Raw genomic sequence first — 20512 nt, 5'->3', positions numbered from 1 at the left:
AAGTCACAACTCTGTGTCCGGTGCCGATGCGATCCCCGAAGGCGACAATCATCGCCATGGCCGACGAACTGGGCTTCGCCGCGATCATCCGAGACATCGACGCTGCCACCGGTGAGCCGCAATTGCTCGACGGGATGCGACGAGCCAAAGACGCCGCGGTGGCCGAGCTGAACTCGCACACCCCGGCCTTGCGGCTGGCCGCGGACTGGTCGCGGGTGATGGCCCGCGCGCTGGCAACGGCGGCGAGGCTGGTCAGCACCGAACCGATGGCCTGGACGTGGTTCGTCTCGGGCAGCGTCGCGCGCCGGGAGGCCATTCCCGGCTCGGACATCGAAACGCTGATCGCGCTCGACAACGACGTCGACAAGGACGGTAAGGCGTCGGCGCTGGCCCGGGCGGCCGACGTGCACGCGCTGCTGGAGCGCTGCGGTTTCGCCGGCGACGCCAATGGCGTGCTGGCCAGCCGCGGCCGGTTCTGCCGCCGGCACGCCAGCTGGGCGGAGGGCATCGAACGCTGGTGTGCCGAGCCCGCCGAGGACCGCGGCGTCGTGATGACGGGCCTGCTCGCCGACGCGGCGTCGTTATCTGGGGTCGACGAGCTTCGGCTGCTCACCCTTGACGCGGCGGGGCGGTATCCACAAGCGCTGGGGGCGATGTTGCAGGACGCCACGGCCTTCCGGGCCACGATCCCGTCTCGGCTCAGGGTGTTCGCCACCCACGCCGACTCCGTCGACCTCAAACAGGCCGCGATCGAGCCGGTGGTCAAAATCGCGCGCTGGGCGGCGTTATCGGCCAACTCGGCCGCCGTCGCGACGCTGGAGCGCCTGAACGCGGCGGCGCGGGCGCATACGCTGGACGCCGACGACGCCGCGATCCTGCGGGAGTGCTACGTGTCCGCGTCGCGGATCCGCTGGCGCGACCGCGCGGCGGCGTGGATCGACGGCGACCGCATCACCGACGTGGTCTCACTGGCCGGGCTGTCGCCGCAAGAGCGGGCGACCTTGCGTGACATCGGTCGGGAGCTCAACGCCATCCGCCGCAAGCTCACGTTTCTAGCGTCGACATCGTCGTTTCGGTGACGCGCCGACGGTCCTTTCCCATTCGCAGGCTCCACAGGGCACTCTCGGCGCGGGCGGCGCTGACCACACAGACGGCGGTGTGGAACGCCCGGGTTTCCCGGTGCGCAGGATCGATGCGGAGTCCGGCAGCTTGACGCATCACCATTACTGCAAGCGCGAGGCTCGTCAGGTGCGGCACCACCAGAAGATTCACCCTGGCATTACGGCCGGTGATCACCATTAACCGTTGATGCCTGGCTTCCCAGCCGTGCCAGTTCAAGTCCGGCGAGCTCTCCGCCGACGACCAGTTAACGCGTATTTGAATGACTTGACCCAGTGGTTTGTGCAGGACGCCGACCAATTCGGGTAGCTCGCGTGCGACCTTCGCGGTGTGCGGCCACCACGCCCCGTCGATGTCATGACCAAGGTGCGACGCAAGAGTGAGCCGAACCGGACTCGCCGTCCGCTGACCCAGGAGATCGCCAGGCAATTCCGCACGGTCCTTCGCAATCGAGCAATCGTCCCAACATGTTTGTGACGACAGGCGGATCGAAATCGACGTTGATCTCGTTCGCGAAGGCTCACGCGTGCAAATCACCGTTGACAACGAAGCGACTCCCCCTGACCCTACGCCCGGTGATGTGCACTGCTGGAAACGGGGCCGGGGGATAAGATTGGCATTCCCAGCGCAGCGACTTACAGCGACTTACATTGACGCCCGGCACGGCACACACGCCGCAACGGCAGGCAGACACAGTCGGGAGGTGGTCACGTGAACAAGCTTCTCGTCATCCTCGCGGGCGCCTTGGCCGCGATCGGCGCATCCTTGACCCTGGTCAGCACCGGCGTGGCCGGTGCGGCGCCGGACGTGTCGGGGCAGCCGTTCTCCGAAGCTCAGGCGGCGCTAAAGGCGGCCGGCTACACGGCGGTGGTGTCGACAACCGTCGGCGCCAGCGTGGCACAGGGCGACTGCACGGTCGTCCGCCAAAGCACCACCAAGGGCTCGGCGTTCGCCGGAGGCGACTGGCCGGGGTCGACCGCGTCGCCGAAGGTGTTGTTGTCGCTGGACTGCAGCGCCAAGCCCAAGCCGCGCTCCGGCGGCTGATCGCTGCGGCAGGTAACTTGCGATGACAGCGTCGTGCCGTCTAATCTCGGCAGATCATGTCTAGCGCGCGTCTGCTCGTAGTAGCGCCCCGCAGCGGGGTCTGATCTGGACCGACCCCCCGCTGTGGGTCGAAGCTGCTACATCGTCGGTCACCTCCGATCGAAGAAGAGACCGGCACATGACACCGCAATCCGGCGCCCACGTCGCGCCCGCCCATGAATCGCTATCGGCTCGTTTCGATGGCGTCCCGCTACCGCGAGGGCTGCGCGAAGCCGCCCAGCACATGTCGTGGAGCACCTTCACCGCCACTTACAGCCCGAATGCCGGTCCGCTTCGGTTGGGCCGTTTCGCGTGTACCGACGTCGATCGCCCGGCCACCCGGCTGGGGCCGCAGGCCCGGACGTACCAGGCCACGTTTGCCATCGGCGACCGCATCCAGACTGCCACCGTCGCCGCCACCGGACCGGTCGCCGCGCTCACCGCGATGCTCTACGAACTGGGCATCGCGGTCGACATGCGGCGCTTCCACCAACTGCGGGCCGGTGATCACACCGCGACCTTCATCGAAGGCACCGACGGGCAGCACGCTCAGTGGGCGATGGGTTGGTCGCAGGACCCGACCGAGTCGGCGTTGCGGGCCGTGATCAACTGCGCGAACCGGCTGATGACCTTGGCCTGGTACACCGAGGTCGACGCCACCGCGAAGAGGTACGAGTGGCGACGTCGATAGGGTCGAGGTCAACCGCTCAGCGCAAGGGCCGCAACACAATCGGCATGCCGTCCATTGGTATCGGCATGCCGCCCCAGTCGTAGCGCGGCTTGTAGTCGGGCCGAATCAGTTCCAGCCGATACTGGCGCAGCAGCCGGTGAATGACGGTCTTGACCTCCAATTGCCCGAACACCATGCCGATGCACTTGTGGGCTCCGCCGCCGAACGGCGTGAACGCGTTGCGATGCCGCTTGTGCTCGGCGCGCGGCTCGGCGAACCGCTCCGGGTCGAATTTCTCGGGATCGGTCCACACCTCGGGCAGCCGGTGGTTGACACTCGGCCAGATGACCACGTTGGTGCCCGCCGGCAGGTAATACCCGAGCAGTTCGGTGTCGCGCTCGGTTCGGCGCATGGCCCATGGCACGGGCGTCACCAGCCGTAGGCACTCGTTCATCACCAGATCGAGGGTCTCGAGTTTTTCCAGTGCCTCGATGTCGAGCGGTCCGTCGCCGAGGCGGGCCGACTCGTCGCGGGCCCGGTCCTGCCACTCCGGGTGCGCGGCAAGGTGATACGCCATGGTCGTCGACGTCGACGTCGACGTGTCGTGTGCCGCCATCATCAGGAAGATCATGTGGTTGACGATGTCCTCGTCGGTGAAGCGGTTGCCCTCGTCGTCCTCGGTGTGGCACAACACCGTCAGCATGTCGTTGCCCTCGGCGTTGCGGCGCTCCTTGACGCGCTGCGCAAAGTAGTCCTCGAGCAGCTTGCGCGCCTGCAATCCGCGCCACCACTTGAACGGCGGCACGCCGCGCCGGATGATGGCGCCGCCTGCGCGCGTGGTCGTCGTAAACGCGCGGTTGATCCTGGTGACCAGCTCCTTGTCGGTGCCGGGTTCGTGGCCCATGAACACCATCGACGCGATGTCGAGCGTCAGCTCCTTCATGGCGGGGTGGAACAGGAACCGTGCATCGTTGGTCGGCCAGTCGGCCACCACCGCCGATGCCACCCGGTCGATGTTCTCGACGTAGCCGGCCAGGCGGCCGCGGGTGAACGCCTCCTGCATGATCCGCCGGTGGAACATGTGCTCCTCGAAGTCGAGCAGCATCAGGCCGCGGTTGAAGAACGGCCCGATCACCCACTGCCAGAACTTCTGCGAGTAGTCCTTGTTGCGGTTGGCGTAAATGATCTGCGCGGCCTCGGGCCCGATCGCGACCACCGACGGCAGGGCCGGCGAGTATGCGTAGAACACCGGGCCGTGAGTCTGATACAGGTGATAGACGTAGTCGACTCCACCGCGGAACATCTCGATCATGTGGCCGATGACCGGCAGGCCGGCGTCGCCTACCACGGGCTTCAGGTCGCTGCCGGGGGGCGGGTCGGCCAGCGTGATCTGCTTGAACTCCCGGTTAAGCAGCCGCCTCTCGACCATGCCCATGCCGGGCAGGTTGTTGATGGTTGGCACGAACCGGCGCCTGGCCTGATCGAACAGGTACTCCGGGGTGCTGATGGCCGCCATCGCAACGCTCCTGGGCTTCAAGACGTGGGCTTAAAACGCTGTGGTTGACATCACTGCACCACCATCCTGCTGGCCGGACTTGACGCATGTCAAGTTTTCTGCCGGCCCTGTCGTGGTGCAATGGTCGGGATATGACCGTCGAACCCGCGTCGCCCCAGATTCGCCGCAGCCGTGGCGACCGGCAGCGCGACGCCATCGTTTCGGCGGTGCGTGAACTGCTCGAGGAGCGCTCGTTCGCCGACCTGTCGGTCAGCACGATCAGCGAGCGCGCCGGGATAACGCGGTCCGGCTTTTACTTCTACTTCGACTCCAAATATGCGGTGCTCGCGGTGATCCTGGCCGACGGCCTCGAACAGCTCGACGAGCTGACCCACGGATTCGCGTCCCGCGAAGCAGGCGAGTCACCACCGGAGTTCGCCAAGCGGATGGTGGCCGCCGCGGCGGCTCTGTTCGCCAGCAATGACCCCGTGATGCGGGCGTGCGTCGTCGCGCAGAACACCGACGCGCAGATCCGCGAAATGATGAATGACGTGCAGGACACCGTGATCGACAAGATCGTCGGGCTGGTCGAACAGGAGATCCAAGACGGCGCGCGGCCGATCTCGAACGACCTTCCCGCGCTGGTGCGCACGCTGACGGCGACGACGGCGATGACGCTGTCGCACGACAGCGCGTTCGTCGGCCGCGGCGACGATCCCGGCCGCGCACTGACGATCGTGGAGCGGCTGTGGCTGACCGCGTTGTGGGGCGGTTCCGGGGCCGACTGAGCATGGACACATTTGCCGGCAAGCGGTGCTTCCTGACCGGAGCCGCCAGCGGCATCGGACGCGCCACCGCGCTGAAGCTGGCCGCCGGCGGGGCCGAACTGTATCTGACCGATCGCAACGCCGACGGGCTGGCCGCGACGGTCGCCGAGGCCTGCGCACTGGGGGCACGGGTTCCCGCACATCGGGCGTTGGACATCGCCGACTACGACGAGGTGGCCGGCTTCGCAGCCGACATCCACACCCGCCATCCAAGCATGGATGTGGTGATGAACATTGCCGGCGTATCCGCCTGGGGGACAGTGGATCAGCTCACACATCAACAGTGGAGCTCGATGATTTCGATCAACCTGATGGGCCCCATCCACGTCATCGAGACGTTCATCCCGCCGATGATCGCCGCCGGGCGAGGCGGCCATCTGGTCAATGTGTCGTCATCTGCCGGGCTGATCGCGTTTCCGTGGCACGCGGCCTACAGTGCGAGCAAATACGGACTGTGCGGGCTGTCGGAGGTGTTGCGTTTCGACCTGGCCCGCCACAACATCGGGGTGTCGGTGGTGGTACCCGGCGCGGTCAACACGCCGCTGGTGCAGACGGTGGAGATCGCCGGTGTCGACCGGGACAACCCCAGGGTGCAGCGGTGGGTCGAGCGGTTCACCGGTCATGCGGTGTCAGCCGAGACCGTCGCCGACAAGATCCTCGGCGGCGTGCGCAAGAACCGCTTCTTGATCTACACGTCCAACGACATTCGCGCACTGTATCTCTTCAAGCGCACGATGTGGTGGCCGTACAGCGTAGCGATGCGGCGGGCCAACGTGGTCTTCACCCGCATGCTGCGGCCGGCGCACTAATAGCCACCGGGTGGCGGCGCCAACTCCAGCCGCACGCCGAGAAGCCTTACCGGTCGGTCGAGTTCGAACAAGTCGAGCAACCGCAGGGCGGCGTCCGCCACGACGTCGGGGTCGGTGCTCGGCTCCGCCAATTTGCGTATCTTGGTGCGGGTGAAGAACGCCGAGTTGCGCACGGTCACCGCGACTCGGGTCACTATCCGCGACTCGGCCACTACTTCGGCGAGCGCGCGTTGCGCCAATTCCGTTACCGCGGATTCCATCTCGTCGCGCCGGGTGAGGTCGTGGGGAAACGTGATGACGTGGCTGCGGGAGCGCGGCATCCAGGGCTCGGCGCTCACGGTGGTGTCGCCGCCGCCCTTGGCAAGCAGCAGCAACCACAGGCCCGTCGTCGGGCCGAAAGCTGCGGTGAGCGTGTCGGCGTCGGTTGCGGCCAGCTGCGCGACGGTGGAAATGCCCATTGCGGCAAGCTTTTTCGCGGTCTTGGGCCCGACGCCCCACAACGCGTCGGTTTCCCGATCGCCCATCACCATCATCCAGTTGGCGTCGGTGAGCCGATAGACGCCATCCGGCTTGGCGAAGCCGGTGGCGACCTTCGCGCGCTGTTTGTTGTCGCTGATGCCCACCGAACACGACAGCCGCGCTTCCGCGGCGATCGTGGTGCGGATGCGTTCGGCCAGCTCGGCCGGATCGTCGACGTCGGCACCGACATAGGCCTCATCCCAGCCCCACACCTCAACCGGATAACCGAGCCCGCGCAGCAGGTCCATCACCCGCTCGGATGCCGCGTCATAGGCCTTCGCGTCCAACGGAAGAAACGTCGCATCCGGGCACCTGCGGGCGGCCGTGCGAAGAGCCATGCCGGCGTGTACGCCATACTTGCGCGCCGGATAAGACGCACAGGTGACGACCTTGCGTGGTTCGTTCGGGTCGCCGTTGCCGCCGACGATGATCGGAAGTCCTGCCAGCTCCGGGTGGCGAAGCGTTTCCACCGCCGCCTGGAACTGGTCCAGGTCGACGTGCAGTATCCAGCGGGGCTGTCGGCTCTGCCCGGCGGCGCTCATCGCCGGCTGTTCACCGGCCGCACAGCTTGCGGGCCAGGCTTTCCCATGCGTCGCCGAGCTCGTCCAATGTCCGGCCGTGGTCGGTGAGCTGGTGCTGGACGTAGTCGGCGTCGAGCAGCGCAAGCAGCGCCTCTGTCTGGGCTTCCACGTCGCCGGTCGTGCCCGCGGCCTGCAATAGCACCCGCACGTGCGTGTGCTGAACCATCATCGGCGGGCTGTAGCGGGTCTGCGGGTCACGGACCGTGTCGGCAAGCAGCGCCCGGTGGGTGTGCACGAATTTCAGCCGCTCACGGCCGTAGGCCACCAGGCGGTCGGTCGGCGCGGCGCCGGGCCCCAGCGGCGGGGGGCCGAACAGCATCGCCTCTTGGAATGCGCGGTCGTCCTCGTCGAGCAGCACCAACATCAACCCGGCGCGGCTGCCGAACCGGCGGAACAGTGTGCCCTTGCCCACACCTGCGGCCGCTGCGATCTCATCCATCGTGATGCAATCGGCGCCGCGTTCGGCGACCAGTTTCCGCGCCGCATCCAGCAGCAACGCCCGATTCCGAGCGGCGTCGCCGCGCTCCTGCGGCACCTGCCCGGACACCGGCAGTTCACGCACGGCCATGACTGCACTTTAGCTCAGCGGGGATTAATCTGGACCATAGTCCGGTTGACCTGTGCGATACCTACTCTGGATCGCGAAGGAAGGTGCAATGTCTACAGTGTCGGAAACAGTGTCGGAAACCAAGATCTTGGTGTTGGTGGGCAGCCTGCGGGCCGCGTCGCTGAACCGTCAGTTCGCCGAGCTGGCGGTCGAGACGGCGTCGGACGGCATCACGGCGAGCGTCTATGCCGGTGTCGGCGGCGGCCTCGGCGAACTGCCGTTCTACAACGAGGACATCGACAACCCCGCCGACGTGCCCGCATCGGTGACCGCGCTGCGCGACGCGGTCGCGGACGCCGACGCGATCCTGGTCGTGTCGCCGGAGTACAACGGCAGCATTCCCGGCGTGCTCAAGAACGCGATCGACTGGCTGTCTCGGCCGTTCGGCCAGAGTGCGCTGAACGGCAAGCCGCTGGCCGTGGTAGGCACGTCGCTCGGCCAGTACGGCGGCGTGTGGGCCCACGACGAGGCACGCAAGTCGTTCGGCATCGCCGGGGCCGACGTCGTCGACGTCTCCCTATCACTGCCCGCGGCGAAGCTGGAGGGCAAGCCGCCGCGGGAGAATGGCTACGTGGTGGCCGAGCTGGGTGACGTGCTGACCAAGCTCGCCTCCGAGGTGGGCTGAGCCCGAGGTCTCAACGCGGCCGCCGGCGAGTCACAATTCTGGCTCGTCGGCGGCTTTGCTGTGCGGGGTCGTCGCCGGGCATCTTGTCGGTGCCGCGTGGTAGTGATGTCAACGTAGGGTGTCCTGCACCAAAATGTGACCTGCGACACGCCGTCGCGCATCGGGCGCATTGCTTACGACCAGGGAATTTCATGAATGTTGTTCAGAATATGTTGTATGCCTTCTGGATGTCGGCCACTAGGTGTAGTGTCTGGAACACCGACAGACCCCGCGGTTCGCAGGTCGGCCGGGCCGCGGAAATCACCGGCCACCCGCCGGTGACGAGGGTCCGGCAGGCAGGAATTTCGGGGCCCGGCGGTCTGCTGAATACAGCAACAGCGTAGTAAGCCATGTCCATGTCACGTTTCGCTGAGGAGCCGTACCGCAGATGACCATCACCGTGTACACCAAGCCCGCATGCGTGCAGTGCAACGCCACCTACAAGGCGTTGGACAAGCAGGGCATCTCTTATGACGTCGTCGACATCACCGAGGTGCCCGAGGCACGTGACTACGTGATGGCACTGGGCTACCTGCAGGCGCCGGTCGTGGTGGCCGGCAACGATCACTGGTCGGGCTTCCGCCCCGATCGCATCAAGACACTCGCCGGCCTGACGGCGGTTACCGCGTAAGGAGATGTCCGTGGCTGTCGGCAGCGGCGCGCTGGTGTACTTCTCCAGCGTGTCGGAGAACACCCATCGCTTCGTGCGCAAGCTCGGGCTGCCGGCTAGCCGGATACCGCTGCACGGCCGCATCCGCGTCGACGAGCCGTACGTGCTGGTGCTGCCGACCTACGGCGGCGGCCGGGCGACTCCCGACGTAAACGCCGGCGGCTACGTGCCCAAGCAGGTCATCGCGTTCCTCAACGACGAAGACAACCGGTCGTTGATCCGCGGGGTCATCGCGGCCGGCAACACCAACTTCGGTGCGGAGTTCTGCTATGCGGGCGAGGTCGTTTCCCGCAAGTGCGACGTGCCGTACCTGTATCGCTTCGAACTCATGGGAACCGAGGATGACGTCAGTGCCGTCCGCGCGGGTCTCGCTGACTTCTGGAAGGACCAGACGTGCCCCCAAGCGTTACAGCTGCAGAGCCGGTAGCGACCACTTCGCACACCGCGCTGCCCGGCGAGACGGATTACCACGCGCTCAACGCGATGCTGAATCTGTATGACGCCGATGGCAAAATCCAGTTCGACAAGGACCGCGAAGCCGCTCACCAGTATTTCCTGCAGCACGTCAACCAGAACACGGTCTTCTTCCATGACATGGACGAGAAGCTCGACTATCTGATCCGGGAGAACTACTACGAGCGCGAGGTTCTCGATCAGTACAGCCGCAACTTCGTCAAAAGCCTGATCGATCGGGCCTACGCGAAGAAGTTCCGGTTCCCGACGTTTTTGGGCGCGTTCAAGTACTACACCTCCTACACGCTCAAAACCTTCGACGGCAAGCGGTATCTGGAGCGGTTCGAGGACCGCGTCTGCATGGTGGCGCTGACGCTGGCCGCCGGCGACACCGCGCTGGCCGAGAAGCTGGTCGACGAGATCATCGACGGCCGGTTCCAGCCGGCCACGCCGACGTTCCTCAACTCGGGCAAGAAGCAGCGCGGTGAGCCAGTTTCTTGTTTCCCAGCCGGGACTCCAGTGGATACTCCCGATGGCCCGAAGGCGATCGAGACGTTGCAGGCCGGCGACCGGGTGCTGTCGCACGACGGATCCTTCGCCGTGGTCGAGTCCGTCGTCGAAAACGCCAACGACCAAGCGCTGGTGTCGATCTCACACTTCGGGCACAAGGAACCGATCCTGTGCACGCCCGAGCATCCGATCCTTGTCTGGACCACGCGCGAGGTGCAGACGCTCATCGACGGTGACGGTGCCGACCCGTTCAACGGATTCGTCTGGCTGGCTGCCAAGGACGTCCATGCCACGGACTTCATCGTGACGGCGGCGCCGCTTGAGGGACGCGAGCGGCGTGTACACGACTTGATGGACTATGTCGGATCCGGCGAATACGAAGACGTCGACGGTCTCATCCGCAAGGTGAACGCCGACCCCAAGCACCGGAGCAAGCATCGCCACCGCATGAAATTCGTGTCGGTGAACCGTTATGTCGAGGAATCCTACGACCTGGGCCTCATCCTCGGTTGGTACGTGGCCGAAGGCCACACCTCGAAGCGATCCGGACCGGACGGCGCCAGATTGCCCAATGGCATCCACTTCACGATCGGCACACACGAACTCGAGTACCAGCAGGAGCTGGCGGCGGCATTCAAGCGAGTGTTCGCGGCCGATCTGTCCGTCCACCAAAGTGTGTCGGACCAGTCGGTGCGCATGGTGTGTAACAGCAAGATCGTGGCGTCGTTGTTCCTCTCCATGGTCGGCACGGGATACCGCACGAAGCGTTTGTCCCACGACGTCTTGACAGCCGACGACGAGTTCCAGCGTGGCTTATTGGCTGGTTTGTTCCGTGGGGACGGGTGCACTACCACCGGTGGGATGATGCTCGATCTGGTCAACCCCGAATTGGTCGATCAGGTCCAGCTGATTCTGCGACGGCAGGGCATCGTTTCCCGAGTCCGCCAGTACATCAATCAGGCGGGCAATGTCACTGGGCAGGTATTCGTGCCCGGGCTGCCCGGCATCAACGAAGAGTTCATCTTCGATATCGGTAAGAACCTGCACAACTACGTGGGCATGAAGGGGTCCTCGCGCACGAGGTACCAGGTCGTGCATGGGCGGCACGTGTACGGACTCCGCGAACTGACGCGTACGCAGGAAGTGCCGGACATGGTGTACAACCTTCACGTCGAGGGCACACACACCTACACGATTCGTGGCACGGTCGTGCACAATTGCTTCTTGCTGCGCATCGAAGACAACATGGAGTCGATCGGCCGCTCGATCAACTCGGCGCTGCAGCTGTCCAAGCGCGGCGGCGGCGTTGCGTTGCTGCTCTCCAACATTCGCGAGCACGGCGCGCCGATCAAGAACATCGAGAACCAGAGCTCGGGCGTCATCCCGATCATGAAGCTGCTCGAGGACTCGTTCTCCTACGCCAACCAGCTGGGCGCGCGCCAGGGCGCCGGCGCGGTCTACCTGCACGCCCATCATCCCGACATCTGCCGGTTCCTGGACACCAAGCGGGAGAACGCCGATGAGAAGATCCGGATCAAGACGCTCAGCCTCGGCGTGGTGATCCCCGACATCACGTTCGAGCTGGCCAAGAAGAACGAGGACATGTACTTGTTCTCGCCGTATGACGTGGAACGCGTCTACGGGCTCCCGTTCGCCGACATCTCGGTGACCGAGAAGTACTACGAGATGCTCGACAACCCTCGGATTCGCAAGACCAAGATCAAGGCGCGCGAGTTCTTCCAGACGCTCGCCGAGCTGCAGTTCGAGTCGGGCTACCCGTACATCATGTTCGAGGACTCGGTGAATCGGGCCAACCCGATCGAGGGCAAGATCACCCACTCCAACCTGTGCTCGGAGATCTTGCAGGTGTCGACACCGTCAGTGTTCAACGAGGACCTGACGTATGCCAGAGTCGGCAAGGACATTTCGTGCAACCTCGGGTCGCTGAACATCGCGAAGACCATGGACTCGCCCGATTTCGCCCAGACCATTGAGGTCGCGATCCGCGCGCTGACCGCGGTGTCCGATCAGACCCACATCTGGTCCGTGCCGTCGATCGAGCAGGGCAACAACGATTCGCATGCGATCGGCCTCGGACAGATGAACCTGCACGGATACCTTGCGCGCGAACGCATCTTCTACGGCTCGGAAGAGGGCATCGACTTCACCGACATCTACTTCTACACGGTGCTGTATCACGCGCTGTGGGCGTCGAACCGGATCGCGATCGAACGCGGAACGTATTTCACGGGTTTCGAGCGGTCGAAGTACGCGACGGGGGAGTACTTCGACAAATACACCGACCAAGTGTGGGAACCCAGGACCGAGAAGGTGCGACAGTTGTTCGCCGACGCCGGCATTCACATTCCGACCCAAGAGGACTGGCGAACGCTGAAGGCGTCGGTGCAGCGGCACGGCATCTACAACCAGAACCTGCAGGCGGTTCCGCCGACCGGGTCGATCTCGTACATCAACCACTCGACGGCGTCGATCCATCCGATCGCGTCGAAGATCGAGATCCGCAAGGAGGGCAAGATCGGCCGCGTCTACTACCCGGCGCCGTACATGACCAACGACAACCTGGAGTACTTCCAGGACGCCTACGAGATCGGCTACGAGAAGATCATCGACACGTATGCCGCGGCCACTCAGCACGTCGACCAGGGGTTGAGCCTGACCCTGTTCTTCAAGGACACCGCGACCACCCGCGACGTGAACAAGGCGCAGATCTACGCCTGGCGCAAGGGAATCAAAACGCTCTACTACATCCGCTTGCGCCAGATGGCTCTGGAAGGCACCGAGGTCGAGGGCTGCGTCAGCTGCATGCTGTAGGACGGCGCGAACCTACTTGTAGCGGTGCTCGGGGCCTTGGGCCTTCTTGTACATCATCCGCAGCAACACATCGCGGAACCGCCCGTTGTCGAGCAGCCTGATACCGGTGTTGGCGACCGCAGGGATGCCGGCCAGCTTGTGAAAGTAGCGCCCCCGCCGGTACTCGCGGCCCCAAGCGGCCTCCATGCGCTGCGCGTAATTGGTGAAGTCGTCGGGCCCGCTGTTCTGCAACGCCGCCACCGCGCACTCGCCGGCGGCAAGTCCGGACTCCAGCGCCTTGGAGATGCCGGCGCCGCTGGCCGGCTTGCCCGCACCCAGCGAGTCGCCGGTGAACAGCACTCCGGGCCGCCACGGCGGCCACGCCGTGAAGCCCATCGGCAGCCGCCACGCCCGCACCGTCTTGGACTTCTTCAACTCCTCGATCGGCGGCAGCTCCCACTCGCGGGGCAGCGTCCGCAGGAACTCGCCGAGGAACTGGGTGGCGTTGATCTGCTGCCAGTGCTTGTAGCTGTTGACGTAGCCCAGTCCGATGTTGACCCGGCCGCTGCCGAGCGGGAACACCCAGCCGTAGCCGGGCAGCTGATCGCCCCGAAACGCCAGCTTCAGGTAGATGTCCAGGCTGTCGGTGTCGGGTCGGTTCGCCGACATCTCGGCGCGGATCGCGATCGCCGAGTAGCCGTTGTACTGCGAGTCCAGCTTCAGCGCCCGCTTGATCGGCGAGTAGGCGCCGTCGGCGGCAATCACCGCGTCCGCACTCACCTGCTCGCCGCTCTTGAGCGTCACGCCGGTCACCCGGCCGTTGTCGTCGACGACCGGCCCGACCACCTCGGCGGATTGACGCACCTCGGCGCCGGCCGACTCGGCGTGCTTGACCAGCAGCGTGTCGAGTTCGGGGCGACGGACGACGTGGCCGTGATCGGGCATGCCGGGGCGCCGCGGGAAGGACAGTTCCCACTCGCTCGGGCTGAACACCCTGACCCGGTTGACGCGGTGAAACTCGGACACCTCGTCGGCCAGGCCCATCTTCTGCAGGTAGCTGACCGCGCGCGCGGTCAGGCCGTCACCGCAGGGCTTGTCGCGCGGGAACTCGGCCTTGTCGAGCACCACCACCCGCGCGCCCATGCGCGCGGCCTGCCAAGCCGCGGCCGACCCGGCGGGCCCGCCGCCCACCACCGCCAGATCAAATTGCTGCGTCACCAAGTCAGCTCCTCGCTGGTTCGGACGTCGCCCATACCGTACCGGCACCCGAGGTCGGCGGGCCCGCCGAGCCCGGTAGGGCCCGGGTAGGCGCGCCTCACGACCAGGTCAGCGGGTGTTGTCCGGGTACAGTGAGTGCGTGCGCATACCGGCCATACCCAAGGCGGGCTCCCCGGGCCCGGACGGTGTGAAGCTCGACGCACGCCGCGAACGCTGGCGCGAGCACCGCAAGAAGGTGCGCGCCGAGATCGTCGACGCCGCGTTTCGGGCCATCGACAAGCGGGGGCCCGAGCTGTCCGTCCGCGAGATCGCGGAGGAGGCCGGAACCGCCAAGCCCAAGATCTACCGGCACTTCAACGACAAGTCCGATCTGTTCCAGGCGATCGGGGAGCGGCTTCGCGACATGCTGTGGGCCGAGATCTTCCCCACGATCAACTTGAGCATCGACCCCGCTCGTGAGGTCATCCGCAAGAGCGTCGAACAGTACGTCCGTTTGGTCGATGAGCACCCCAATGTGGTGCGTTTCCTGATTCAGGGTCGCTTCGCCGAACAATCGGAGTCCACGCTGCGCGCCCTCCGGGAGGGCCGCGAGATCACCCTGGCGATGGCCGAGATGTTCAACAACGAGTTGCGCGAGATGGAACTCGACCGCGCGGCGATCGAGTTGGCCGCCTTCACGACGTTCGGTGCGGCCGCGTCGGCCACCGACTGGTGGCTGGGCTCCGACGAGAACCGTCCGCGCCGGATGACGCCGGAGAAGTTTGTGACGCACATGACGACGATCATGCTCGGCGCCATCAACGGCACCGCCGAGCTGCTCGGCATCAGGATCGACCCCGAGCTGCCGATCCACGAAGCGGTGCCGCGCAGCCAGCCCGTCGCCTGACCGCCACCGCATCCGGCCCCGCCATCCGGCCCATCCGGCCCCGCCATCCGCCCGTACACGGCCGGGCACTCAGTGCCCGACGGCCACCGCCGCGCCCGCGTTCTCACCGCGCCGCACAAGCGTCGCCAGCACCGCGCCGACGGCCGCCATGATCGCGGCGACGAGCAGTGACGTGTGCAACCCGTACATGAACGCGCCGTGGCTTCCGGTCGCGACGGCCCGCGCCAGCGCGGCCGGCATCCCCGGGATCTCGGGCGCCAGCCCCTGAGCCACCAGCTCGTTGGCCGCGGTCAGCTTCTCCGCGATCGGCGCGGGCGTGCCGGCGCCGGTGAGCTGCCCGACGAGCACCGAACCCACCCGGCTGGAAAGCACCGAGCCGAGGATCGTCGTGCCCAGCACCCCGCCCAGCTGCACCCCGGTGCTCTGCAGGCCGCCGGCCAGCCCGGCGTCGTCGACGCTGGCGTTGCCGATGATCGCGTCGGAGCTCGCCGTGAGCACCAGGCCGATGCCCGCACCCAGCAGCACGAACGCCGGCCACAGCGCCGCGTAGCCGGAATCGGTGTGCAGGTAGGTCAGCGAGAACAGCGCCGCCGCGACCGCGGCCAGTCCGGCGACCATCGCCGGGCGCGGCCCGAACTTCTCGGTCACCACGCCACTGAGTGGCGCCGCCACCATCAGCGCCACGCTCAGCGGCAGCGTGCGCACACCGGCCTCGACCGGGCTGAACCCCTGCACGTTCTGCAGGTACAGCGACATGAAGAAGGTCGCGCCGAACAGCGCGAAGAAGTTGATCACGACGACGGCGGTGCCGATCGACAGCGATCGGTTGGCGAACAAGCGCATCGGCAGCAATGGCTCGGCGGCCCGCAACTCGACCAGCACGAACAGCGCGAGGACGAGCGCGCCTCCGCTCAGGAACGCCAGCGTCTTGGCGTCCAGCCAGCCCCAGTGCGGCGCCTTGATCAGGCCGTAAACGGCGAGGAACAAGCCTCCGCTGAGCGTCACGATGCCCGCCACGTCCATCCGCTCGGCGTGCTCGCTGCGGCTCTCGACGATCGCCAGCGCGCCGACCAACAGCGCGGCGGCTCCGATCGGCGCATTGATGTAGAAGACCGATTGCCAGCTGACGTGCTCGACCAGCAGGCCGCCCACGATCGGGCCGGCCGCGATGGACACGCCCGATGCGGCACCCCAGATTCCGACCGCGGTGTTGAGCCGTTCGGACGGGAATGTGCTGCGCACGATCGCCAGCGTGCTCGGCATCAGCAGGGCGCCGAAGACACCCTGCAGCGTGCGCAACGCGATCACACCGCCGACCGTGCCGATCATGCCGATGCCCACCGACGTCACGGCGAAGCCGACCACGCCGACGAAGAACATCTGCCGACGGCCGAACCGGTCGCCGAGTTTTCCGCCCAGGATCAGCAGCGACGCCAGCGCCAGCATGTACGCGTCGGTGATCCATTGCAGATCCGCCAGCGACGCGTGCAGGTCGATCGCGATGCGCGGGTTGGCGATCGCCACCACGGATGCGTCGAGACCCACCATGATGACGCCGAGCGAGACCGCGACCAGCGTCCACCACGGGTTGCCGCGCAACCTGGCTCGGGCCGGCGCCCGATGGCGGTGACCGTGGGCGGGCGGTGCGGTGGTCAATGTCACGGCCATGTTTGCTCCGTTTCTCTATGTGGAGGGTTACTGCCACTTACCCTCGCCAAGATACGCAGAAGTGGATGCGATATTCCACTTCTTTCGTTACCATGGAGCTGTGATTTCAGGCGCAGCGCCGCGCGAAAAGGGAGCCAGGCCACTCCGCGCCGACGCAAAACTCAACCGGGACCGGATCCTGGCCGCCGCCGCCAAGCTGTTCGCCGAACGTGGGATTTCCGTGCCGCTGGAGGAGATCGCCGGACGCGCCGGGGTCGGCGTCGCCACCCTGTATCGGCGTTTCCCGACCCGCGCCGACCTCGCCGCCGCGGCGTTCGAACGCAACATGTCCCGCTACACCGATGCGGTCGACCGGGCGTTGGCCAACCCGCGACCGTGGGACGGATTTCGCACGCTGATCTTCGAGCTGTGCGAACTGCAGGCCCGTGACGCCGGCCTTCGCGACCTGCTGACCACGGAGTTCCCCGCCACCAGCGTGATCGAGCAGCGCACCAACGACGCCGTCGAGAAGCTCAAGGTGCTGATGTCGCGCTGCCAGCGCGAGGGAAGCGTGCGGCCGGATTTGGTGGTCGCCGACATCATCGTGATGCTGCTGGCCAACGGCGGCGTGCTGAAGGCCACCGGCGACGCGGCCCCCGACGCCTGGCGACGCTTCGCGGCGCTGGCGTTGGACGCGTTTCGGGCCCGGCCCCACGGCCCGCTGCCACCGGCTCCGCCGGAGCAGCAGCTGCGCCGCTCCATCGCGTTGCTGACCGCCGAGCGCTGAGCATCCGGTGCGTGGCTCGCCACCCGCAAAGTCTCGCCACCGGCAAAGTGCGGCTGTCGGAGTACCGCCTCTCCGGCTTCGGCGTCGACACGAAAACACAACGTGTTGCGGTCCCGGAGGTTGTCGGCCCCCAGGCGTAGTGTTCGGGTCGTAGGCATTGACTGCGGAGTGGGGTCCTGGTGAGCGAGAAGTTGAAGCTGATTGACCACGTCTCGGCGATCAACTGGAACCGGCTGCAGGACGACAAAGACGCCGAGGTGTGGGACCGGCTCACCGGCAACTTCTGGTTGCCCGAGAAGGTGCCGGTGTCCAACGACATCCCGTCCTGGGGCACGCTGACGGCCCACGAGAAGCAGATGACGATGCGGGTGTTCACCGGTCTGACGCTGCTGGACACCATCCAGGGCACCGTGGGCGCGGTCAGCCTGATCCCCGACGCGCTGACGCCGCACGAGGAGGCCGTCTACACCAACATCGCGTTCATGGAGTCGGTGCACGCCCGCAGCTACAGCAACATCTTCTCGACGCTGTGCTCGACCGCCGAGATCGACGACGCGTTCCGCTGGTCCGAGGAGAACCCGAACCTGCAGCGCAAGGCCGAGATCGTGATGGAGTACTACCGTGGCGACGAACCGCTCAAGCGCAAGGTGGCCTCCACGCTGCTGGAGAGCTTCCTGTTCTACTCCGGCTTCTACCTGCCGATGTACTGGTCGAGCCGGGCCAAGCTGACCAACACCGCCGACATGATCCGGCTGATCATCCGCGACGAGGCGGTGCACGGCTACTACATCGGCTACAAGTACCAGCGCGGGCTGGCGCTGGTCGACGAGGTCAAGAAGCAGGAACTGAAGGACTACACCTACGAGTTGCTGTTCGAGCTCTACGACAACGAGGTCGAGTACACCCAGGATCTCTACGACGAGGTGGGGCTGACCGAGGACGTCAAGAAGTTCCTGCGCTACAACGCGAACAAGGCGCTGATGAACCTCGGCTACGAGGCGCTGTTCCCGCGCGACGAGACCGACGTGAATCCGGCCATCCTGTCGGCGCTGTCGCCCAACGCCGACGAGAATCACGACTTCTTCTCCGGGTCGGGCTCCTCGTACGTGATCGGCAAGGCCGTCATCACCACCGATGAAGACTGGGACTTCTAAAGCGATTCGCTGAACCTCCAAGCGCGCGGCCGAATTCTCCAAACGCGCCGAACCGTGCGGGGGCTGTAAACGACCGATGAATGACCGACGAACTGTGCGGCCCCGCCGTGGCGCGATGTCATGCGCGGCAACGACACTTGGCGCGTGATCACCACGTCGCTTTTCGGCTCGATCCTGCAATGGCTGCGCACCGGCTACCCCGACGGTGTGCCCGGCCCCGACCGCGTGCCGCTGCTCGCGTTGCTGCGGTCCACCCCATTGACCCAAGACCAGATCAAGGAGGTCGTTCGCAACATCACCGCCGACGAGTCCTCCGCTGTCCAAGACGGGCCCATCGACCGCGACGAGATCGAAGCGTTCATCTCCGACGTCACCCACCGCGACGCCGCATCCGAAGACATCAACCGGGTCGCCGCCAAGCTGGCCGCCGCGGGTTGGCCGCTCGCCGGCGTCGGCTCGAACGCAACCTCCGGCGATTAGGCCGCCAGCGACGCGGTGTCGATCACAAAGCGATACCGCACGTCGCTGGCCAGCACGCGATCGTAGGCCTCGTTGATGTGATCCGGCTGGATCACCTCGATCTCCGGCGCGACGCCGTGTCCGGCGCAAAAGTCCAGCGTCTCTTGGGTTTCGGCGATGCCGCCGATCATCGACGCCGACAGGCTGCGCCGCATGCTCACCAACGGAAAGGCCGGCACGGTCATCGGATGCTCGGGCAGGCCCAGCTCCACGAATGCGCCGTCGACATCCAGCAACTGCAGGTAGCTGGGCAGATCCAGGTTCGCCGACACGGTGTTGAGGATCAGGTCGAACGAGTGCTCGAGCCTGTTGAACGTGTCGGGATCGGCGGTGGCGTAGTACGCGGTTGCGCCCAGCCGCAGGCCGTCCTCCATTTTCTTCAGCGACTGGCTCAACACGGTGACATCGGCGCCCATCGCGACACCCAGCTTGACCGCCATGTGGCCCAGCCCGCCGAGACCGATCACCGCGATTCGCTTGCCCGCTCCGGCATTCCAGTGCCGCAGCGGCGAATATGTGGTGATTCCCGCGCACAGCAGCGGCGCGGCGGCATCCAGCGGGATCGCATCCGGGATGCGCACCACGTAGTTCTCGTCCACGACGATCGCGCCGCTGTACCCGCCCTGCGTCGGCCGGCCGTCCCTGCCGATCGCGTTGTACGTACCGGTCATGCCGCGCTTGCAGTACTGCTCGAGTCCCGCACGGCAGCTGCTGCATTCGCGGCACGAGTCCACGAAACAGCCGACGCCGACGCGGTCGCCGACCTTGTACTTGGTGACGTCCGGACCGACCTCGGTCACCACGCCGGCGATTTCGTGGCCGGGTACGACCGGGTAGCGCGGCTCACCCCACTCCGCCTTGACGGTGTGGATGTCGGAGTGACAGATACCGGCGAACTTGATCGCGATGGCCACGTCGTGCGGGCCGACTTCGCGGCGCTCGATCGTCGTCGCGATCAGCGGCTCGGTCGCCGACATCGCTGCATAGGCGGACACAGTGCTCATTGATTGCTCCCCGTGGATGCTCTGACACGCATAATGCGGCGCTACCGTGCGCCACTATCGCACGGACAACAGGAGTTGCGTCGCGGGTAATCCCGGTCCCAGCCAATTGTCGGCGTGTGACCGGTCACAGCCCGGGCGCGCGGAAGGCCCCGTTGAACCCGATCCGCTCGTAGCGCACCACCCCGGCCTGCTGGTACGGGTCGCTGGCCATGATCTGGTCGGCCTCGTCGGCGCTGATGTCACTGGTGATCAGCACGCCGCCGGACTGATCCTCCTGCCTGCCGGCCAGGATCAGCCGGCCGTCCTCGACCTCCTGCCGCAGCCACGCGACGTGGGCGGGGCGGGTCTGCTCGATGACGTCCAGCGGCTGCAAGTAGGTCAGCCTCAACACATGAAACACGTCGGCACCTCAACTAGTTGATCGGCGCATTGACCCAGCGCAGGTCGGCGACGACGCCTCGGGCGGCCACCACGCCTTG

21 protein-coding genes are annotated in these 20512 nt (G+C 66.0%); 13 read left to right on the top strand and 8 right to left on the bottom strand.

Going from position 1 to position 20512, the window contains the following annotated elements; genetic code table 11:
• The first annotated feature begins 56 nt into the window (after positions 1-56).
• Positions 57-1079: a putative nucleotidyltransferase substrate binding domain-containing protein gene (locus VE759_RS06760; RefSeq protein ID WP_324929470.1), complete on the top strand. Its 1023-nt coding sequence runs from the start codon at positions 57-59 to the stop codon at positions 1077-1079.
• Here the strand turns inward: VE759_RS06760 and VE759_RS06755 are convergent.
• The gene (locus tag VE759_RS06755) at positions 1045-1656 is read right to left on the bottom strand and encodes a DUF5994 family protein (protein WP_324929468.1); all 612 of its coding nucleotides are present in this window, start codon (positions 1654-1656) and stop codon (positions 1045-1047) included. The two genes, VE759_RS06760 and VE759_RS06755, sit on opposite strands and share 35 nt — an antisense overlap.
• 174 nt (positions 1657-1830) lie before the next feature.
• On the opposite strand from VE759_RS06755, the gene VE759_RS06750 reads away from it, so the two are divergent.
• Both VE759_RS06750 and VE759_RS06745 read left to right on the top strand, forming a co-directional pair.
• Positions 1831-2163 carry a PASTA domain-containing protein gene (locus VE759_RS06750; RefSeq protein WP_324929466.1) on the top strand — a complete coding sequence of 111 codons (333 nt, stop codon included), beginning with the start codon at positions 1831-1833 and terminating at the stop codon, positions 2161-2163.
• Positions 2164-2341: 178 nt separating this feature from the next.
• Complete coding sequence (locus tag VE759_RS06745) at positions 2342-2893, top strand: homocitrate synthase (RefSeq protein ID WP_324929464.1); 552 nt, start codon at positions 2342-2344, stop codon at positions 2891-2893.
• Positions 2894-2909: 16 nt separating this feature from the next.
• On the opposite strand, the gene VE759_RS06740 is transcribed toward VE759_RS06745, so the two are convergent.
• A complete protein-coding gene (locus tag VE759_RS06740; RefSeq protein WP_324929462.1) occupies positions 2910-4388 on the bottom strand; it encodes a cytochrome P450 in 1479 nt (492 codons plus the stop codon).
• 131 nt (positions 4389-4519) lie between these two features.
• Here VE759_RS06740 and VE759_RS06735 point away from each other — a divergent pair, with 131 nt between their 5' ends.
• Both VE759_RS06735 and VE759_RS06730 read left to right on the top strand, forming a co-directional pair.
• Positions 4520-5155: a TetR/AcrR family transcriptional regulator gene (locus VE759_RS06735; protein ID WP_324929460.1), complete on the top strand. Its 636-nt coding sequence runs from the start codon at positions 4520-4522 to the stop codon at positions 5153-5155.
• 2 nt (positions 5156-5157) lie between these two features.
• Positions 5158-6003 carry an SDR family oxidoreductase gene (locus VE759_RS06730; RefSeq protein WP_324929458.1) on the top strand — a complete coding sequence of 282 codons (846 nt, stop codon included), beginning with the start codon at positions 5158-5160 and terminating at the stop codon, positions 6001-6003.
• On the opposite strand, the gene VE759_RS06725 is transcribed toward VE759_RS06730, so the two are convergent.
• Both VE759_RS06725 and VE759_RS06720 read right to left on the bottom strand, forming a co-directional pair.
• Positions 6000-7064, bottom strand: coding sequence for a DNA polymerase IV (locus tag VE759_RS06725; protein ID WP_324929456.1), 1065 nt, complete (start codon positions 7062-7064; stop codon positions 6000-6002). The two genes, VE759_RS06730 and VE759_RS06725, sit on opposite strands and share 4 nt — an antisense overlap.
• A 10-nt stretch (positions 7065-7074) precedes the next feature.
• Positions 7075-7671 carry a helix-turn-helix domain-containing protein gene (locus VE759_RS06720; protein WP_324929454.1) on the bottom strand — a complete coding sequence of 199 codons (597 nt, stop codon included), beginning with the start codon at positions 7669-7671 and terminating at the stop codon, positions 7075-7077.
• Positions 7672-7759: 88 nt separating this feature from the next.
• Between VE759_RS06720 and VE759_RS06715 the strand changes: the two genes are divergently transcribed.
• The 4 genes from VE759_RS06715 (at position 7760) to nrdE (ending at position 12839) form a co-directional block, all read left to right on the top strand.
• Positions 7760-8335: an NAD(P)H-dependent oxidoreductase gene (locus VE759_RS06715; protein WP_324929452.1), complete on the top strand. Its 576-nt coding sequence runs from the start codon at positions 7760-7762 to the stop codon at positions 8333-8335.
• Between the two features lie 427 nt (positions 8336-8762).
• A complete protein-coding gene (locus tag VE759_RS06710) occupies positions 8763-9005 on the top strand; it encodes a redoxin NrdH (RefSeq protein ID WP_324929450.1) in 243 nt (80 codons plus the stop codon).
• Between the two features lie 10 nt (positions 9006-9015).
• Positions 9016-9471 carry a class Ib ribonucleoside-diphosphate reductase assembly flavoprotein NrdI gene (nrdI, locus tag VE759_RS06705; RefSeq protein WP_324929448.1) on the top strand — a complete coding sequence of 152 codons (456 nt, stop codon included), beginning with the start codon at positions 9016-9018 and terminating at the stop codon, positions 9469-9471.
• Complete coding sequence (gene nrdE, locus VE759_RS06700) at positions 9438-12839, top strand: class 1b ribonucleoside-diphosphate reductase subunit alpha (RefSeq protein WP_324929446.1); 3402 nt, start codon at positions 9438-9440, stop codon at positions 12837-12839. The genes nrdI and nrdE overlap by 34 nt, the downstream gene beginning before the upstream one ends.
• Before the next feature lie 12 nt (positions 12840-12851).
• On the opposite strand, the gene VE759_RS06695 is transcribed toward nrdE, so the two are convergent.
• The gene (locus VE759_RS06695) at positions 12852-14036 is read right to left on the bottom strand and encodes an NAD(P)/FAD-dependent oxidoreductase (protein WP_324929444.1); all 1185 of its coding nucleotides are present in this window, start codon (positions 14034-14036) and stop codon (positions 12852-12854) included.
• 145 nt (positions 14037-14181) lie between these two features.
• Between VE759_RS06695 and VE759_RS06690 the strand changes: the two genes are divergently transcribed.
• A complete protein-coding gene (locus VE759_RS06690; protein WP_324929492.1) occupies positions 14182-14922 on the top strand; it encodes a TetR/AcrR family transcriptional regulator in 741 nt (246 codons plus the stop codon).
• A gap of 69 nt (positions 14923-14991) precedes the next feature.
• On the opposite strand, the gene VE759_RS06685 is transcribed toward VE759_RS06690, so the two are convergent.
• A complete protein-coding gene (locus tag VE759_RS06685; RefSeq protein ID WP_324929442.1) occupies positions 14992-16590 on the bottom strand; it encodes an MFS transporter in 1599 nt (532 codons plus the stop codon).
• 100 nt (positions 16591-16690) lie between these two features.
• On the opposite strand from VE759_RS06685, the gene VE759_RS06680 reads away from it, so the two are divergent.
• From VE759_RS06680 to VE759_RS06670, 3 genes are all read left to right on the top strand, one after another.
• On the top strand, positions 16691-17356 hold the full coding sequence (locus VE759_RS06680; RefSeq protein WP_324929440.1) for a helix-turn-helix domain-containing protein: 666 nt from the start codon (positions 16691-16693) through the stop codon (positions 17354-17356).
• A gap of 179 nt (positions 17357-17535) precedes the next feature.
• Positions 17536-18510 carry a class 1b ribonucleoside-diphosphate reductase subunit beta gene (gene nrdF, locus VE759_RS06675; RefSeq protein ID WP_324929438.1) on the top strand — a complete coding sequence of 325 codons (975 nt, stop codon included), beginning with the start codon at positions 17536-17538 and terminating at the stop codon, positions 18508-18510.
• 144 nt (positions 18511-18654) lie between these two features.
• Positions 18655-18990, top strand: coding sequence for a DUF3349 domain-containing protein (locus VE759_RS06670; RefSeq protein ID WP_324929436.1), 336 nt, complete (start codon positions 18655-18657; stop codon positions 18988-18990).
• On the opposite strand, the gene VE759_RS06665 is transcribed toward VE759_RS06670, so the two are convergent.
• On the bottom strand, positions 18987-20033 hold the full coding sequence (locus VE759_RS06665; protein WP_324929434.1) for an NAD(P)-dependent alcohol dehydrogenase: 1047 nt from the start codon (positions 20031-20033) through the stop codon (positions 18987-18989). The genes VE759_RS06670 and VE759_RS06665 overlap by 4 nt on opposite strands.
• A gap of 124 nt (positions 20034-20157) precedes the next feature.
• A complete protein-coding gene (locus tag VE759_RS06660) occupies positions 20158-20433 on the bottom strand; it encodes a YciI family protein (RefSeq protein WP_324929432.1) in 276 nt (91 codons plus the stop codon).
• Positions 20434-20512: the final 79 nt, after the last annotated feature.

This window comes from Mycobacterium sp. (assembly GCF_035640695.1).
In the GTDB taxonomy this organism is placed as follows: domain Bacteria; phylum Actinomycetota; class Actinomycetes; order Mycobacteriales; family Mycobacteriaceae; genus Mycobacterium.
Note: the sequence above shows the minus strand (reverse complement) of the source record. Positions and strands in the feature narration are given on the sequence as shown.

Excerpts from the sequence above, each read along its gene's own strand:
- VE759_RS06720 (WP_324929454.1), bottom strand. The coding sequence starts at position 7,671 with ATGGCCGTGCGTGAACTGCCGGTGTCCGGGCAGGTGCCGCAGGAGCGC.
- VE759_RS06740 (WP_324929462.1), bottom strand. The coding sequence starts at position 4,388 with ATGGCGGCCATCAGCACCCCGGAGTACCTGTTCGATCAGGCCAGGCGC.
- VE759_RS06725 (WP_324929456.1), bottom strand. The coding sequence starts at position 7,064 with ATGAGCGCCGCCGGGCAGAGCCGACAGCCCCGCTGGATACTGCACGTC.
- VE759_RS06665 (WP_324929434.1), bottom strand. The coding sequence starts at position 20,033 with ATGAGCACTGTGTCCGCCTATGCAGCGATGTCGGCGACCGAGCCGCTG.
- VE759_RS06730 (WP_324929458.1), top strand. The coding sequence starts at position 5,158 with ATGGACACATTTGCCGGCAAGCGGTGCTTCCTGACCGGAGCCGCCAGC.
- VE759_RS06710 (WP_324929450.1), top strand. The coding sequence starts at position 8,763 with ATGACCATCACCGTGTACACCAAGCCCGCATGCGTGCAGTGCAACGCC.
- VE759_RS06735 (WP_324929460.1), top strand. The coding sequence starts at position 4,520 with ATGACCGTCGAACCCGCGTCGCCCCAGATTCGCCGCAGCCGTGGCGAC.
- VE759_RS06685 (WP_324929442.1), bottom strand. The coding sequence starts at position 16,590 with ATGGCCGTGACATTGACCACCGCACCGCCCGCCCACGGTCACCGCCAT.
- VE759_RS06760 (WP_324929470.1), top strand. The coding sequence starts at position 57 with ATGGCCGACGAACTGGGCTTCGCCGCGATCATCCGAGACATCGACGCT.
- VE759_RS06715 (WP_324929452.1), top strand. The coding sequence starts at position 7,760 with ATGTCTACAGTGTCGGAAACAGTGTCGGAAACCAAGATCTTGGTGTTG.
- VE759_RS06745 (WP_324929464.1), top strand. The coding sequence starts at position 2,342 with ATGACACCGCAATCCGGCGCCCACGTCGCGCCCGCCCATGAATCGCTA.